The following is a 16,919-nucleotide window of genomic DNA, read 5'->3' as shown; positions in this document are numbered from 1 at the left end:
AACTATTTGTGGTTTAGTTGTTTAGTTATTTGGTAAAGTGCAATACTAGTAGCTTGTACCACATTCATGCTGCTATTTTGACCAAACATATCTATGTGAATAATAGCGTCACTAATGCTTAAAATATTATCTGAAACTCCAAAATTTTCATCACCAATCACTAATACAATTGGCGTATTTAAGTTGAAATTAAATTTATGTAATGCTTGGCTATTATCTGTAATTTCTAATGAAATAATTTGATGACCTTCGTTTTTTAAATTAGAAATAAAGCCGAAAGCATCTTCTATAACCTGATAATTCACGACTTTTTCGGTAGCTCTAGACGTTTTGGTCATTTTTCTGCCTAACGGAATTTCGGTTCCTGTAAACACTAATTCTTTTACACCAAATGCATCTGAAGTCCTGAACAAACTACCAATATTAGGCGCGTTAGTTACATTTTGACAAACAATGGTAATAGGAAATGTTTGTTGTTTAAAGTTGGTATTGTAATGGTTGAGTTGCAAATGGAATTTAGATTTATTTTAATATGAAATATAAAATGATAGTTACTTTTTAAGTATTTAAATTTTACTTAAAGCTAAAGTTATTGTTATCATTATTCCAATAACAGAAGCTATAATATTCTTTTTAATTAATTCTAATTTTCTTATTCCGTAAACTTGATCACTAATTTTATTTTTATTCATAAGAATGATAATTAACATTATTAATAAGAATCCGACAAAATTCAATAAAATTTTAGTTTTATCATTAAAATCATAATATTTAATTCTAAATGTCAGATTAGTAATCAGAAAATAGAAATAAGATTGAATTAAAACCCAGCCAATTTTTTTGTTAAAAAAAACACCAACAAGAGGAATAATCAAAATGAGTGATGGGACATAATATGAAGTTCTTTCTATAATTTTCAGTATGCTTTCTAGTTTAAATCCACTTTCAATATTAACTTCCCAAAACATTGAAGTCAATATGATAGCTCTGGTTACAGTTATTACGAAAATAGATATAATAGAAAATTTGATGATTAAAATCAAATATTTCTTCTTCATGATTTCGGTTGCGTTTTTCATACCTGTTAAATCAAGTCAATAAAAGCAGTTATTAAATCATCCATTTTTTAATGTTCAAACGCATATTTTACAATGTTTGCGCCCATTTTTAAAGCTTTTAAACGCACGTCTTCAGGATCGTTGTGTACTTCTTGATCTTCCCAACCATCGCCTAAATCACTTTCAAAAGTAAATAAAACCACTAATCTGTCTTCATGATACAATCCAAAAGCTTGTGGTCTTTTACCATCGTGTTCGTGTATTTTTGGTAAACCATCTTTAAATTGAAATGCTGCGCTAAAAATCTCGTGGGTATTAGGTAATTCTGCCAACTCTTGATTTGGGAATACTTTTTTTAAAGCTTCTACAACGTAAGGCTGCATTCCGTAATTATCATCTATGTGTAGAAATCCGCCAGAAATAAGATAGTTTCTAATGTTTTCAGCTTCAGCATCATCAAAAATAACGTTTCCGTGACCAGTCATGTGAAGCATAGGATATTGAAAAATATCAATACTACCAGCTTCAACAACTTCTGGTTTTGTGTTCATCGCTGTACCAATGTTTTCGTTACAAAACTTGATTAAGTTTGGTAAAGCAGTTGGATTACTATACCAATCGCCGCCACCTTTATATTTTAAGACTGCTAAATCTTGAGAAAACCCAAAGATAGAACACAGACAAAAACATAAGATAAGTTTAAACTTCATAATTATTCGTTTATAAAAGCAACGCTGTGACAGGCAACAATAGCAGCAGTTTCTGTACGTAATCGCGTATTACCCAAAGTTACAGGAATAAATTTATTTTTTATTGCTGTTTCAATTTCATTAACAGAAAAATCGCCTTCAGGACCAATTAAAATAGTAGTTTCTGCGTTGGGTTTAATTTCGTTTTTTAATGATTTTTTATCTGTTTCTTCGCAATGCGCGATAAATAAATCACCAGAAAAGTCTTGATTTATATAGTCTTTAAACGATATAGGTTGATTTAAAGTTGGCAGATATAAATGAAGCGATTGTTTCATAGCTGATTGTAAAATTTTTTCAAAACGATCTAATTTTACATTTTTTCTTTCGGAATGATCGCAAAAAATAGGCGTGATGCTAGTGATACCAATTTCGGTAGCTTTTTCTAAAAACCATTCGTAGCGGTCATTCATTTTTGTTGGTGCAACAGCTAAATGAAGTTTGTAATCTGTTGGTTTTTTAAATTCGGAATTTTCGATACTTACCACGCAGTTTTTTTGATCTGCAATAGTGATTTTTGCAGTAAACAGAAATCCTTTTCCGTTAGTGATATAAAGTGTATCGCCAACTTTTTTACGTAAAACTTTTACAATGTGTCTGCTTTCGTCTTTAGGGAAAGTAAACGTATTGTTTTGTTCTGAAATATCTGAATTATAGAATAACTGCATATAATTTTTAAAAAGACAAAAATAAAAAAGAGTCTTACTTTTGGATAAAATAAGACTCTTTATTTTAATAAATTTTAATTATTGGTCTTGTCCTGTACAAATAAAATCTCCATGGTCTAAATGCGTTTGTAATGCGTTATAACTTATTGTTATTTTATGCATATTTCCAGGATTACCTGGCGGAACATGACAAATTGTAATTTTTTTGTCGTTATTTGGTTTTTTGCCAGAATTAAGGGAAAAAGCTAATGGTAATAACGATACAGTTACCATCGCTTTAATTAAAAATAGTTTCATAATAGCTTGTTTTACGTTTACTAATGTAAGTTACGTCAAACTATTAACTAACAGTAATTTATACGATTAAAAGCTAAATTATTCTTTATAATTAATCTATAACTTTTAAAACTTTAATTTCTTTAATTTTTTTAATTCTGTGCGTTTTTAAAATTACAAAATAAGCTTGTGGCTCTGGTATTCTAACCGTGTAAATTTGTCCTACTTTGTGTTCTAGATTAAACGCTTCGGTTTCTACTTCGATAGGAAGGTTACCTTCTTTTAACCAACCAGAATCGCCACCACGTAACGCATTTTTATCCATCGAATATTTTTTTGCTAAATCATCAAACCTAACACCATCTTCGTAAGATTGAAGAATTTCGTTTTTATATTTTACAATAGTTTCGGCATCTAATTTATTGCCATCTAAATACACGTAACTTAGTCTGTAATGACGTTGGTTGTCTTTTTCTATGACTTTGTAAACTGTCGTATCAAATTCACCTTTAACTACTTTTGTGCTACCAACAGATGTGTTTAAAAGTGCGTTAGCTAGTTTGGATTGGTGCTTTTCTTCATTAAAAATAAGGATCTTGTTTTTTCTAGATTTTTTGGTTTCTAAAAATTTTTCTGCTTGTTCTGTGTTGGTAATAGTATCTAAACTTTTAATCAGTTTTTTTTGAGCAGTTGCTGTAAAAGTGATTAAAGCTAGTGTTACTGTAAGTAGATATTTCATTAATTAAATTTATAGAATTTTAGTTTTGATAGAACAAAAAAACAAAAAAAAGATGTTGTAGATAGGCTTTTTTAAAACGTTATTAACAAAATTAGATTTTTAGTCTTGCATTAGCCATTACATTTTGTGTAGTAAAATCTTTATCTAAATATTTTAAATAGCCAACAATAGCAATCATAGCTGCATTGTCTGTGGTAAATTCAAATTTAGGCACATATGTTGTCCAACCGTGTTTAGATTCGCCATCTTTTAAGGCTTGTCGTATTCCAGAATTTGCAGAAACGCCACCACCAATTGCTATGTGTTTAATGCCTGTTTCTTTGCTTGCTTTTTTTAATTTATCGGTTAGAATGCCAATAATGGTGTATTGTATGCTAGCGCAAATATCGTTTAGATTTTCTTCTATAAAATTTGGGTTATTTTTTACTTCACGTTGAATAAAATAAAGAATAGCCGTTTTTAAACCTGAAAAACTAAAATTAAGTCCGTCAACCTTCGGTTTACTAAATTTAAAAGCTTTTGGATTACCTAATTTAGCACGTTTGTCAATTTCTGGTCCTGCAGGATAACCTAAACCTAATAATTTTCCGCTTTTATCATACGCTTCTCCAACAGCATCGTCAATAGTTTCGCCAATAACTTCCATATCAAAGTGATTATTCACTTTTACAATTTGAGTATGTCCACCAGAAATAGTCATTGCTAAGAACGGAAAAGGTGGTTTATCAAAACCTTCTTCATCTATAAAATGCGCTAAAATATGCGCTTGCATATGGTTTACGTCTATTAAAGGTATGTTTAATCCATATGCCAAAGATTTTGCAAAAGATGTACCAACTAACAAGCTTCCCATAAGTCCTGGACCTTTTGTAAAAGCTACTGCACTTAATTGATCTTTGGTAATTCCAGCTTTTTTTAACGCTTGGTCAACAACAGGAACAATATTTTGTTGGTGAGCACGACTGGCTAATTCTGGCACAACGCCGCCATATTCTTCATGTATTTTTTGATTAGCAATAATGTTGCTTAAAATTTTTCCGTTATGGATTACAGCAGCAGCAGTATCGTCGCAAGAGCTCTCAATACCAAGGATATAAATATTTTGTGAGTTCATTAGCTTTTTTTAGGCATAATAATTGTTAATTTTGAGGTGTTAATTAACAACTAGATTACATTTGTTAACGTATATGCAAATGTAAGGTTTCTTTTAAAATTATAATTTTAATTCAATATCAAAAAAGCACTTAAAATATTTGGTAAGATAATAGCAATAATTGTATTGCTATTTATTATTTTAATGCTTGTGTTATCAATACCTGCTGTACAAACAAAGATAGGTAAATATGCTACAGATAGATTAAATCAAGATTTTAAGACTAATATTAATATAGATAAAGTTGGTCTTGCTTTTAATGGAGATGTACAGATAAAAGGTGTTTTAATAAAAGATTACAAACTAGATACTTTAATTAGTGCATCAGAGATTAAAACTTCTATTATTAATTTTAAGAATCTTTATGATGGCACATTAAATTTTGGCGATATAAGTTTAGATGATTTGGTGTTTAATATTAAAACCTACAAAGATGAAACTGATACTAATCTAGATGTTTTTGTAGCAAGATTTGATGATGACCAACCTAAAACATCTAAAAGTTCTTTTTTAATGTCTTCTAGTGATATTACCATAAATAATGGTGTGTTTAGAATGATTGATGAGAATAAAGAGACACCAAAAATACTTCAGTTTGATAACTTAAACATAAATGCAACAAACTTTTTAATTGATGGAAGTGATGTAAGTGCACGTATTAATACCATGCAATTTATAGATAATCGTGGTTTAGCACTTCAAAATTTATCAACAAACTTCTCTTATACTTTAACACAAATGCGTTTTGATGATTTAAGTATTAAAACCAAAGCATCTTATGTAGAGGGAAATTTAAATTTTAATTATAATAGAGAAGATTTTAAAGATTTTGAAGATAAAGTAAATGTAGATGCAAATTTTACAGAAGCTAGCATATTACTTGATGATTTAAATAAATTTTATAATGAATTTGGGATTAATCAAAGAGTTAACTTTAGTACTAAACTTTCAGGGACTTTAAATAATTTAAACACTACAAATCTAAGATTAAACACAAGTAGTAATACTAAAATTTATGGTGATATAAATTTTAAAAACCTTTTTAATAGTGAAGCTAATAATTTTGAAATGGATGGAAGCTTTACTAATCTGTCTTCAAATTATAGAGATTTAAAAGCGTTGTTACCTAATGTTTTAGGCGAAGCCATACCTTCAATTTTTGATAAACTAGGTAATTTTACAGCAAAAGGTACTAGTCATGTAACGCCAGATAATATAATTGCAGATTTAGAGATTATCACAGATTTAGGTTATGTAGATTCAGATCTAAAGATGTATAATGTTAATAATATTGATAACGCTTCTTATAGAGGAACCATTATTTTAGATCAATTTAATATAGGCAAATTATTAGACGATCCTAAATTAACAACAACATCTTTAAATGTAGAAGTAGATGGCGTTGGGTTTAAAAAAGAAAACTTATCTACGCAATTAAAAGGAGATGTTTATAGTATAAACTACAATGCTTATAATTACCAAAACATTGCTGTTAATGGTGTTTATAAGCAGAGCAAATTTAATGGTAAGCTTGTTGTTAACGATCAAAATTTAAAATTAGAATTTAACGGATTAGCAGATTTATCTCAAAAAGTAAACACTTTTGACTTTATTGCTAATGTAGATTATGCCAACCTAAAAACTTTAAATTTTTATAATAGAGACGAACAGTCTGAATTTTCAGGAATTGTAGAAATGAAAATGAATGCAAATACTATTGATGATGCAGTAGGATACATTCAATTTAAAAATACTACCTATAAAAATGAAAATGATACATATAATTTCAAAGATTTCGAAATAAACTCTCAGTTTATTGATAACGAACATATAATAGATATAAACTCTCCCGAAATTATTGAAGGTAGCTTAAGCGGAAACTTTAAATTTAATGATTTAGAGTTGCTTTTTGAAAACTCTTTAAAAAGTATATATACAAATTACAAGCCTAATAAGATAGAAGGTAATCAATATATAGATTTCAATTTTAAAATTTATAATAAAATAGTAGAAGTATTCTTACCAGAGGTAGAGTTAGCACCAAATACATTTATAAAGGGAAGAGTAGAAAGTAACGAAAAAGAGTTTGAGCTAACCTTTAAATCACCAAAAATAAAGCTATTAGAATATTTTGCTAACGAAATTGAGATACAAGTAGATAATAACAATCCATTATTTAATACTTACGTAGAAATTGATAGTATAAATACAAACGTCTACAATATTTCAAAATTCAACTTAATTAATGTAACCTTAAATGATACGCTTTATATGCGTAGCGAATTTAAAGGCGGTAAACGAAATGATGATCTTTACGATTTAAGTTTTTATCATACAATAGATCAAGACAACAATTCGGTTGTAGGTTTTAAAAAGAGCGATGTCACCTTTAAAGGTAATAATTGGCATATTAATGAAGACCGTAATAACTTTAATAAAGTAATTTTTGACAGAGATTTTAAAGATTTTAAAATTGAAGACATTTTACTTAACCATCAAAATGAAGAAATTAAGTTAGCAGGTGTTTTAAAAGACACTACATACAAAGACTTAAACCTTAATTTTAAAGATGTAGATTTAAATAAAATTATTCCAGAGATTGATAGTTTAAGTCTTGCAGGTACGATTAATGGAAAACTTAATGTATTACAAGAAAACGGTAGTTATTTACCAAGTTCTAACATCACCATAGATAATTTAGAACTTAACAAAACATATCTAGGTTCTTTTGATGCAAAAATTGAAGGAAACTCAGACTTATCAAACTATTCTGTAAATGCAAAAATAAAGGATGATGTAACAAACTCTTTTGAAGCCAATGGTAATATAAAAGTGTCAGGACAAGAACCTTCTATAGATTTAGATATAGCATTTAGAGATTTTAGTTTAAAACCATTAAATCCATTTTTAGATGGAATACTAAGTAATATAAGAGGTAAGGTTACAGGAAACACTCAAGTAGTAGGTAATCTTAATCAACCAAATTTTAATGGAGAATTATTAATTAATAATGGCGGATTAGGTGTGCCTTATTTGATGGTTGATTATAAATTTCAGGATAACACAAAAGTCATCTTAAAAGACCAAAGTTTCAACTTTCAAAAAACCAATATTACAGACACTAAACACAATACAAAAGGAAGTTTTAGTGGTAGTATAAGCCACAATAATTTTTCTAAATGGAAATTAAACTTAGGCATAAACACACAAAAACTCTTAGTGTTAGATACCAAATATACAGAAGAATCTATGTATTATGGTACCGCATTTATAGGTGGTAGTGCAGAAATTGTTGGTGCAACAGAAGCATTAAGTATAAATGTAATTGCCGAAACTAAAGAAGGTACTGTATTTAAAATACCATTAAATGACAACGAGTCTTTTGGAGATAATTCTATCATTCATTTTTTAACACCAGAAGAAAAACAAGCAAAAGAAGAAGGTAAAGAAATAGATTTTGAAGTAGATGAAGGCTTGGACTTAAATTTTGAATTAGATGTTACTCAAGATGCCGAAATTGAAATATTAATAGATAAAACATCAGGAAGTACAATAAAAGGTCGTGGTGTTGGTGGTTTATTGATAGAAATAAACACTAATAACAAGTTTGATATGTACGGTGACTTTGTAATTTATGAAGGTGTTTACAATTTTCTATACAGCGGTGTTGTACAAAAACAATTTGTTGTAGAGCCTTATGTAAGTACACTTGCATGGAATGGTCCACCGTTAGACGCCTTAATAGATATAAAAGCAAAATATAGTACACGTGCTAATCCATCACCATTATTAGATAGTGGTATTAACAGAAGTATACCTGTAGATTTAACCTTAGAGTTAACAGATCAACTAGAACGACCAACAATAAATTATGCTTTTGATTTTCCTAATACAAGCTCAACAATAAAATCAGAGTTAAATTATAGATTAGACTCAAGAGAAGATAGAGAAAATCAAGCACTTTTCCTTTTAGCTACAGGATCCTTTAGTCGTGGATTAGAAAACCTTAATTTTACAGGAACATTAACCGAGCGTTTAAATGGATTAGTTAACAACCTATTATCTACAGGAGACGGTAAGTTTAATGTTGGATTAAATTTTGAAGCAGGACAAACAAGACCAGATTTTCAAACAGATAATAGAGTAGGTGTAACTTTACAAACCAAAATATCAGACCGTGTTCTTATTAACGGTAAAGTTGGTGTGCCAGTAGGTGGATTAGGAGATTCTGTTATCGCGGGAGATGTTCAGGTTGACTTTTTATTAAATGAAGAAGGAACTTTAATAGCAAAAGTATTTAATAGAGAAAACAGCATTCGTAACTTTGGAGAAGAAATAGGTTACACTCAAGGTGTAGGAATTGCATACAATGTAGACTTTGATACTTTTGGAGAATTACTGCGTAAAATTTTCAATCCAAAAAAAGAAAAAGAAGAAGAAAATTTTAATCAAGATCCAAACGAAAATGCAACCGAACCAGAATCGGTTTTTAAGTCTGATAATACTTTCAAAAAAGACTAATTTTTCACTTTTTAAACATAAATATCCGTAGCAAAACGTCTTCAAAATTAAATAGTTATTAACGAAAACGATATAGTTTGCGGCACTTCGCAAAATTTTAGTAAAACTCATGTCAATAATAAAATTTGTTTAGTAGCTTTACAATACTAACAAATTAATTTTATGTCAAATACTATAAAAAAAGTAGCTGTTTTTACCTCTGGAGGAGATTCTCCAGGTATGAATGCAGCTATTCGTTCTGTGGTTAGAACCTGCGCTTTTTACAAAATAGAATGTGTAGGAATATATAGAGGTTACGAGGGTATGATTGAAGGCGATTTTAAACCCTTAACAGCAAGAAGTGTAAAAGATATTATCAATAAAGGAGGTACATTTTTAAAATCTGCTAGATCTGATGAGTTTAGAACTAAAGAAGGTCGTAAAAAAGCCTATGACGCTTTAGTTGCCGAAAACGTAGATGCATTAGTTGTAATTGGTGGTGATGGAAGTTTTACAGGAGCATTAATCTTTAACGAGGAATTTGGTTTTCCTGTAATGGGTATACCAGGTACAATAGATAATGATATTTATGGTACATCACACACTTTAGGCTATGATACAGCACTTAATACTGTAGTAGATTGTGTGGATAAGATTAGAGATACAGCTAGTTCTCATAATCGTTTGTTTTTTGTTGAAGTAATGGGAAGAGATGCAGGTCATATAGCCCTAAACGTTGGTGTAGGAGCAGGAGCTGAAGAAATTTTAATACCAGAAGAAGACTTAGGTTTAGATAGACTTTTAGAATCTTTAAGAAGAAGTAAACAATCAGGTAAATCTTCTAGTATAGTAATTGTAGCAGAAGGAGATAAAACAGGTAAAAACGTATTCGAGCTTAAAGACTATGTTGAAGAAAACATGGAAGAATACGAAGTAAGAGTATCTGTTTTAGGTCACATGCAACGTGGCGGATCACCATCATGCTTTGATCGTGTTTTAGCTAGTAGAATGGGTGTAAAAGCAGTTGAAAGTCTTTTGGAAGGTAAATCTAATTACATGGTAGGATTACTTAAAGACGAAATAGTTTTAACTCCATTAGAACAAGCAGTAAAAGGAAAGTCAGAAATTGATCATGAGTTAATTCGTGTATCAGATATAATGACAACATAAATAATAACTAACAATAAAATAATTAATAGAAATATGTCAACATTAAAATTAGGAATTAACGGTTTTGGTCGTATTGGAAGAATCGTTTTTAGAGCAACTTTAAAAAGAGATAATGTAGAAGTAGTAGCAATAAATGATTTATTAGACGTAGAGCATTTAGCATACTTATTAGAATACGATTCTGTACACGGACGTTACGATGGAAAAATAGAAGTAAAAGACGGTAACCTAATAGTAGAAGGAAAAACAATACGTGTAACTGCAGAAAGAGACCCAAAAAACTTAAAATGGGATGAAGCAGGAGTAGATGTGGTTGCAGAGTGTACAGGTATATTTACAACGTTAGAAACAGCAGATTACCACATTCAAGCAGGAGCTAAAAAAGTAGTAATTTCAGCACCAAGTAAAGACGCACCAATGTTTGTAATGGGTGTAAATGACAACAAATTACAAGCATCAGACAATATTGTGTCAAATGCATCTTGTACAACTAACTGTTTAGCACCAATCGCTAAAGTGATAGAAGAAAACTTTGGTATAGAAGAGGCATTAATGACAACAATTCATGCTGCAACATCAACACAATTTACAGTAGATTCACCATCAAGAAAAAACTATAGATTAGGTCGTTCAGCCTTAAATAACATTATACCAACATCAACAGGAGCAGCAAAAGCTGTAGGTAAAGTTATTCCAGAATTAGACGGAAAATTAACTGGTATGGCATTTAGAGTGCCTACTGTAGATGTTTCTGTAGTAGATCTTACTGTAAAAACGAAAAAAGAAACTTCTTTAGAAGAAATTAAAGCAGCAATGAAGAAAGCTTCTGAAGGAGAAATGGAAGGTGTGTTAGGTTACACAGACGAAATGGTAGTTTCTCAAGACTTTGTAAGCGAAGAAAGAACAAGTGTATTTGACTCAGAAGCGTCAATCGAATTAAATTCTGGATTCTTCAAGTTAATATCTTGGTATGATAACGAATTTGGATACTCAAACAAATTAGTAGATTTAGCTTTAAAAGTAAACTCACTATAATCCATAATTATTCAATTAAACAAAAGCGTAGTATATTTATAAAAAAGTGCTACGCTTTTTTGTTAAAACTAATTTTATGATTTTAATTGTTGATAGCGGATCTACAAAATGCGACTGGAAAGCGGTAGATAACCAAGGAAATCAGTTGTTAGAAAAAATCCGTACAAAAGGATTAAATCCTGCGCTTCTTTCAGAAAAGAAAATTAAAAAAGTCCTTAAAAAAAGTGAAGCCTTAAAAAAACATAGAAAAGAAGTAACTAACATCTATTTTTATGGAGCTGGTTGTGGTACAGAAAACCCAAAATTAGTACTAAAATTAGTGCTTCACGAGTTTTTTCCTAATGCAGAAATTTCTGTAGAAGAAGATACTATGGCTGCCGTATTTGCAACAGTAAACGAGCCAACCGAAGCTGCAGTAGTCTGTATAATGGGTACAGGATCAAACTGTAGTTATTATGATGGAAAAAAACTACACCAACGTGTAAAATCTTTAGGTTATACATTAATGGATGATGCTTCTGGTAACTATTATGGTAAAGAATTAATACGTGATTATTACTTTAACCACATGCCAGAAGAAATAAAAGTAGCTTTTGGAGACAAGTATAATTTAGATGCAGATTATATTAAATATAATTTATATAAACAGCCAAATCCTAACGCGTATTTAGCAAGTTTTGCAGAGTTTATGATACTTAATAAAGATTCTGATTACGTAAAAGAATTAATAAAAAAAGGTATAAGACGTTTTGCTAAAAACATGATTTTGCAGTATGAAGAAGAATTAAAAACTGTTCCTGTACATTTTGCAGGTTCAATAGCTTTTTTCTGTCAAGAAGAAATTAAAGAAGTTGCTAAAGAGCTAAACTTTACAGTAGGAAATTTTGAAAGAAGACCTATTGAAGGTTTAGTTAGCTTTCATACTAATGCTTCTTAATACCAAAGACCTATGGAAATAGCAATTATAGCACACGATGGTAAAAAAGCAGAAATGGTTCAGTTTTTAAACCAGCACAAAGACTTATTACTAAATAAAAATATAACATTAATTTCTACAGGTACAACTGGTAAAAAAGTAAAAAAAGCAGGATTTGATGTTACTAGACTTTTATCAGGACCTTTAGGAGGAGATGCACAAATTGCAGCAAGAGTAGCAGAAGGAAAATGTAATATGGTATTGTTTTTTAGAGATCCTTTAGAAAAACATCCACACGAACCAGACGTTTTAATGCTAATGCGATTATGCGATGTACATGATGTACCATTAGCTACAAATCCCGCTACAGCAGATCTTTTAATGAAAGCACTTTAACTTAATAAAGTGCTTTTTTTATGAGTTATAAACTTGATTTTCTTGTTCTGCAACACGAATAAAAGTAGTTCTTTTTGTTAGCTCTTTTAGTTTTGCAGCACCAACATAAGTACATGTACTTCTTATGCCTCCTAAAATATCTTGCAAGGTGTTTTCTACATCACCTTTAAAAGCAACTTCTACCGTTTTACCTTCGCTAGCTCTATAATCTGCTACGCCGCCTACATGTTTATTCATTGCTGTTGCAGAGCTCATACCGTAAAATTGCTTATACTTTTTTCCGTCTTTTTCTATAGTAGTACCGCCACTTTCTGTATGACCAGCAAACATACCGCCAAGCATTACAAAATCAGCTCCTGCTCCAAAAGCTTTAGATAAATCTCCAGGAATAGTACAACCACCATCACTAATTATTTGTCCACCTAACCCATGAGCTGCATCAGCACATTCGATAATTGCAGATAATTGCGGGTAACCAACAGCTGTTTTAACACGTGTTGTGCAAACACTACCTGGTCCAATACCTACTTTTACTATATCTGCTCCTGATATTAATAACTCTTCAACCATTTCTCCGGTTACAACATTTCCTGCCATAATAATCTTATCAGGAAAATTATCTCTTGTTTTCTTTACAAAATCAACAAAATGCTCTGAATATCCATTAGCAACATCTATGCAAATAAACTTTAAGTCAGGATGAGCATTAAAAATTGAATTTAGCTTTTCAATGTCATTTTTTCCTGTTCCTGTACTTACTGCTATATAATTACTAATGTCGTTGCCTGAAGTAGATAGAAATTGATTCCATTGCTCTAAAGAATAATGCTTATGTATTGCAGTAAATAGTTTGTGTTTAGATAGGGCAGAAGCCATTTCAAACGTACCAACAGTATCCATATTAGCTGCCATAATAGGTATACCTTTCCAGGTATGGTTACTGTGTAAAAATTTAAACTCTCTTTCTAAGTCTACTTGCGATCTACTTTTTAATGTAGATCTTTTAGGTCTTATCATTACATCTTTAAAACCTAATTTAATATCTAATTCAATACGCATTGATAGTAATGTTTGGGTTACTATCAAAAATACAAGTAATTAAAAAAGAAGCCTTATCTTTTTTTAAAAAGATAAGGCTGTTTTATTAACAATTGTTTATAGTTATAGCTTATTTTGAAGCAATCATACTAATTTCTACATTTACAAATTTTGGTAAGTTTGCTACTTCTACGGTTTCTCTTGCTGGAGCTGTGTCTTCATTAAAATAACTTCCGTAGACTTCGTTAATTAAAGAAAAGTTATTCATATCACTAATAAATATTGAAGTTTTTATGACATTTTCAAAAGTCATTTCTGCAGCTTCTAACACTGCTTTTAGATTTTCCATGACTTGTTTAGTTTCTGTTTTAATATCATCTAAAACAAGCTCATTAGTTTCAGGATTAAAAGCAATTTGACCTGATGTGTATAAAGTATTTCCGTTTAAAACCGCTTGGTTATATGGTCCTATCGGAGCTGGTGCTTTTGTTGTTGTTATGATTTTTTTCATAATTAATATTATAATTGTTCGTCTGGTCTACGACGTTGTTCGTATTTTAAATCTTTAAGTAAGCTTGATTTTATTCCTATGAAAAAATTCCAACGGTTATAAGTACCAAAAGGTACCCAACTAAAGTTCATTCTCCAACTTAATAAATCACGTTGAAATCTTAATTGAGTTAAACCAAATCCTTTGTTTTTAAAATCATAACTTGATGATCCGCCAATGGACCATTTTGGTGAAATTTCTATATCACCAGAGAACATTAATGAATGTGAGGATATTTCATTTTGTCTTGCTGCATTAGAGTAGTTAACAGCATAGGCAAGTCTTAAGCTCCATGGTATTTTATAATTGTAGAGTTCGGATTCTTCTTCTTCCTCTTCTTCTTTATCGACACCATCTCTATTAAATTGTTGATCTGCAAAATCTTCAGATACACCAAATAAGTCATCTGCACGTCCACCACCTTGTAACCTTTCGTTAATAGAGCTTTGACTTTCGTTAGTAGAATTACTTATACCATCACTACTTAAACTGTAGTTTAAAGTAAGGTTAGCGCTGGTCATTCTAAATAAACTTCCACCATTATCTATATTAAAAGTGTTTATTCTTCTGTTGTTAGCATCTAATGCATATGGGTCTAATGTAGCACCAAAGTTAATGTTCATTTTATTGTTTAAAATTTGCATACCACCGGTAACTCTTACAGGACTCCAATTTAAAGAGTCTCCTGCAACATTATATGATGTAGAAAAATTAAGGTTATTTAATAGTGTGATTTTTTTTGGTTCTACTTTTGTGGTGTCTCTGTCTCTTACTTTTGCTTCAAAGTTATTTGCTATACCAATACCTATAGAACTAGAAAAGGTATTGTTTGGACTACCAAAAAGACTGTTTTCAAAACGAGTATATTCTGACCTTGTTGTTCCATCTGCGTCAATAACTTCTACGGTGTCATAATAATTATCAAAAGCTGGATTAATATTATAACTAATAGATGGTCTAATAACGTGTCTTATTTTTTGTAATCTTTTGCCTTCTCCTTTTTTGTCAAAGTCAAACATACCATAAATGGTTGTACCAACACTTGTGCTAAAATTATAGGTTCTAAAAGAATCAAATTTGTTTAGTTCTTCTGTAACGATATCATCTAGCACAGGATCATAATATTTTCTAATTGGATTTAATGTCCATACTTCTTCATAATTAGCATTAGCACTTACACTAAAATAGTCAAACACTTTAAAGTTTGTAGAAATTGGTATAGAATGCCTTGCGCCAACTTGCGCATCATCAAACATTTCACTTTTAAAGAAAAATTCTTCTTCTGTACTTATTCTGTTTTCTGCTCTAACATTATATTGTAAGTTAATGTTTTGAATAATTCCTTTTTTAACTCCAGTTTTTGGTGCAAAAGGAAATATACGACTTATACTACCTTGAAACGTTGGTAGTGTCATATTTACAAGTCCTGTTTGTGTGTTTTGAGAGTGAGTAGCTGTTAAACTAATATTTGCTTGTGGCTCTCCTTGAAATGTTTTAGAATAAGAGATAGACGAAGCTAGTGTATTGTTTTGAGTGTTAGGTAAGTTTACTTGATTTACAGATTGTTGATAATAATTACTACTACCAAGGTTTACAGACGCAGAAAAACGTGAGTTAGGGTTGGCTTTACTATCTTGATTATGAGACCAACGTATGTTATAAATAGTAGTTTTTGCATAATCAGGAAAGCCACGCTCGCTAGTAATTAAATTTTCATATCTAAAACCTACGTTACCATTAAACTTATAACGTTTGGCATATTTACTTTCTAGTCTTAACCCGTAACTACCATTGGTGTAATAATCTCCGATTGTAGCTAAGTCTACATAATCACTAATAGCAAAATAATAACCACCGTTTTGTAAAAAGTAACCACGTGTACCATCTTCTCCGAAACTAGGAAATATTACTCCAGATGTGCGTGTTTTAGTTAATGGAAAAAAAGCAAAAGGTATCCAAACAGGAGTAGGGACATCATAAATATGCATTTGTGTTGGACCTGTTATTACTTTTGAGTTTGGTACAATTTTACCTTTACTGATTAAAAAATAATATTCTGGATCGTCTAAATCTTCTGCAGTAGTAAATTTTGCATTTCTCACATAATACACAGAATCATTAATTTTTTTAGTGGTTTCAGTAATTAAAGTACCTCCGTTTTGTTCTGTTTGAGAGTTATATATTAACCCTTTTTTTGTCACTGTGTTAAAAATAATAGAATCTGGTTCTATTAAGTTTTGACCTTGTTTAAAGCTTGGTCTTTGAGTATAATTACCTAGTGTATCCTTTATACCATAAGCATATACTAGATCTTTATCAAAATCTAAGATAATACTACCAGCTTTAATCTCCATATCTTCATAATAGACTTCAGCTTCATTATAAAGATACATTTTAGATTCTTTTTTCTTGTAAGCCATGTAATCTGTAGCCTTATAAGTTACAGTACTTGATAAAAGTTGAGCTTTAGGCTTAATTGTATCGTTTTTAGTAGAGTCTATTTCTTTATTACTTGCTAAAAAGCTTTCTGCATCAATGGTTAGACTATCATTAACTTCTTCTTCAGGTAATTCTTCTGTGTTTTCTACAGGCGGAATTTTTGTTCCTTCCTTAGGCAAATCTTTTTGTGCAAAGCAAACAATGTTAATAAACATTGTAAAACTCAGAGTAA

General features: G+C 30.4%; 15 protein-coding genes. 5 read left to right on the top strand and 10 right to left on the bottom strand.

What is annotated here, in order from left to right; all coding sequences use genetic code 11:
* Positions 1-2: 2 nt before the first annotated feature.
* The 7 genes from FHS04_RS02515 to tsaD all read right to left on the bottom strand — a co-directional run bounded on the left by FHS04_RS02515 (position 3) and on the right by tsaD (position 4,604).
* On the bottom strand, positions 3-509 hold the full coding sequence (locus FHS04_RS02515; protein ID WP_106677603.1) for a TrmH family RNA methyltransferase: 507 nt from the start codon (positions 507-509) through the stop codon (positions 3-5).
* 57 nt (positions 510-566) lie between these two features.
* Positions 567-1,079 (bottom strand): hypothetical protein, encoded by a 513-nt coding sequence (locus FHS04_RS02510; protein WP_106677605.1) that lies wholly within the window; start codon positions 1,077-1,079, stop codon positions 567-569.
* Positions 1,080-1,126: 47 nt separating this feature from the next.
* Positions 1,127-1,768, bottom strand: a complete 642-nt coding sequence (locus FHS04_RS02505; RefSeq protein WP_106677609.1) for a DUF4159 domain-containing protein — start codon at positions 1,766-1,768, stop codon at positions 1,127-1,129.
* A gap of 2 nt (positions 1,769-1,770) precedes the next feature.
* On the bottom strand, positions 1,771-2,475 hold the full coding sequence (locus FHS04_RS02500) for a 16S rRNA (uracil(1498)-N(3))-methyltransferase (protein ID WP_106677613.1): 705 nt from the start codon (positions 2,473-2,475) through the stop codon (positions 1,771-1,773).
* 78 nt (positions 2,476-2,553) lie between these two features.
* On the bottom strand, positions 2,554-2,772 hold the full coding sequence (locus FHS04_RS02495) for a hypothetical protein (protein ID WP_106677615.1): 219 nt from the start codon (positions 2,770-2,772) through the stop codon (positions 2,554-2,556).
* A gap of 91 nt (positions 2,773-2,863) precedes the next feature.
* Positions 2,864-3,490: a peptidylprolyl isomerase gene (locus tag FHS04_RS02490; RefSeq protein WP_106677620.1), complete on the bottom strand. Its 627-nt coding sequence runs from the start codon at positions 3,488-3,490 to the stop codon at positions 2,864-2,866.
* A 91-nt stretch (positions 3,491-3,581) separates the two neighbouring features.
* Positions 3,582-4,604, bottom strand: coding sequence for a tRNA (adenosine(37)-N6)-threonylcarbamoyltransferase complex transferase subunit TsaD (gene tsaD, locus FHS04_RS02485; RefSeq protein ID WP_106677623.1), 1,023 nt, complete (start codon positions 4,602-4,604; stop codon positions 3,582-3,584).
* A gap of 183 nt (positions 4,605-4,787) precedes the next feature.
* Here tsaD and FHS04_RS02480 point away from each other — a divergent pair, with 183 nt between their 5' ends.
* The 5 genes from FHS04_RS02480 (at position 4,788) to FHS04_RS02460 (ending at position 12,660) form a co-directional block, all read left to right on the top strand.
* The gene (locus tag FHS04_RS02480; RefSeq protein ID WP_106677626.1) at positions 4,788-9,164 is read left to right on the top strand and encodes a translocation/assembly module TamB domain-containing protein; all 4,377 of its coding nucleotides are present in this window, start codon (positions 4,788-4,790) and stop codon (positions 9,162-9,164) included.
* A gap of 162 nt (positions 9,165-9,326) precedes the next feature.
* Entirely contained in the window at positions 9,327-10,313 is a 987-nt protein-coding gene (gene pfkA / locus FHS04_RS02475; RefSeq protein ID WP_027879056.1) for a 6-phosphofructokinase, read from the top strand.
* 33 nt (positions 10,314-10,346) lie between these two features.
* Positions 10,347-11,348: a type I glyceraldehyde-3-phosphate dehydrogenase gene (gap, locus tag FHS04_RS02470; protein ID WP_027879055.1), complete on the top strand. Its 1,002-nt coding sequence runs from the start codon at positions 10,347-10,349 to the stop codon at positions 11,346-11,348.
* 76 nt (positions 11,349-11,424) lie between these two features.
* Positions 11,425-12,285: an N-acetylglucosamine kinase gene (locus FHS04_RS02465; RefSeq protein ID WP_106677629.1), complete on the top strand. Its 861-nt coding sequence runs from the start codon at positions 11,425-11,427 to the stop codon at positions 12,283-12,285.
* A 12-nt stretch (positions 12,286-12,297) separates the two neighbouring features.
* Positions 12,298-12,660: a methylglyoxal synthase gene (locus FHS04_RS02460; RefSeq protein WP_027879053.1), complete on the top strand. Its 363-nt coding sequence runs from the start codon at positions 12,298-12,300 to the stop codon at positions 12,658-12,660.
* Positions 12,661-12,678: 18 nt separating this feature from the next.
* Here the strand turns inward: FHS04_RS02460 and FHS04_RS02455 are convergent, their stop codons facing one another.
* The 3 genes from FHS04_RS02455 to FHS04_RS02445 all read right to left on the bottom strand — a co-directional run bounded on the left by FHS04_RS02455 (position 12,679) and on the right by FHS04_RS02445 (position 16,902).
* A complete protein-coding gene (locus FHS04_RS02455) occupies positions 12,679-13,719 on the bottom strand; it encodes a GMP reductase (protein ID WP_027879052.1) in 1,041 nt (346 codons plus the stop codon).
* Positions 13,720-13,828: 109 nt separating this feature from the next.
* The gene (locus tag FHS04_RS02450) at positions 13,829-14,209 is read right to left on the bottom strand and encodes a RidA family protein (protein WP_027879051.1); all 381 of its coding nucleotides are present in this window, start codon (positions 14,207-14,209) and stop codon (positions 13,829-13,831) included.
* Positions 14,210-14,217: 8 nt separating this feature from the next.
* Complete coding sequence (locus tag FHS04_RS02445) at positions 14,218-16,902, bottom strand: putative LPS assembly protein LptD (protein ID WP_244906267.1); 2,685 nt, start codon at positions 16,900-16,902, stop codon at positions 14,218-14,220.
* Positions 16,903-16,919: the final 17 nt, after the last annotated feature.

The sequence above is a fragment of the Mesoflavibacter zeaxanthinifaciens subsp. sabulilitoris genome (assembly GCF_014191595.1).
GTDB classification, from domain to species: Bacteria; Bacteroidota; Bacteroidia; order Flavobacteriales; family Flavobacteriaceae; genus Mesoflavibacter; species Mesoflavibacter zeaxanthinifaciens.
This window is presented reverse-complemented; position numbering and strand designations above follow the sequence as displayed.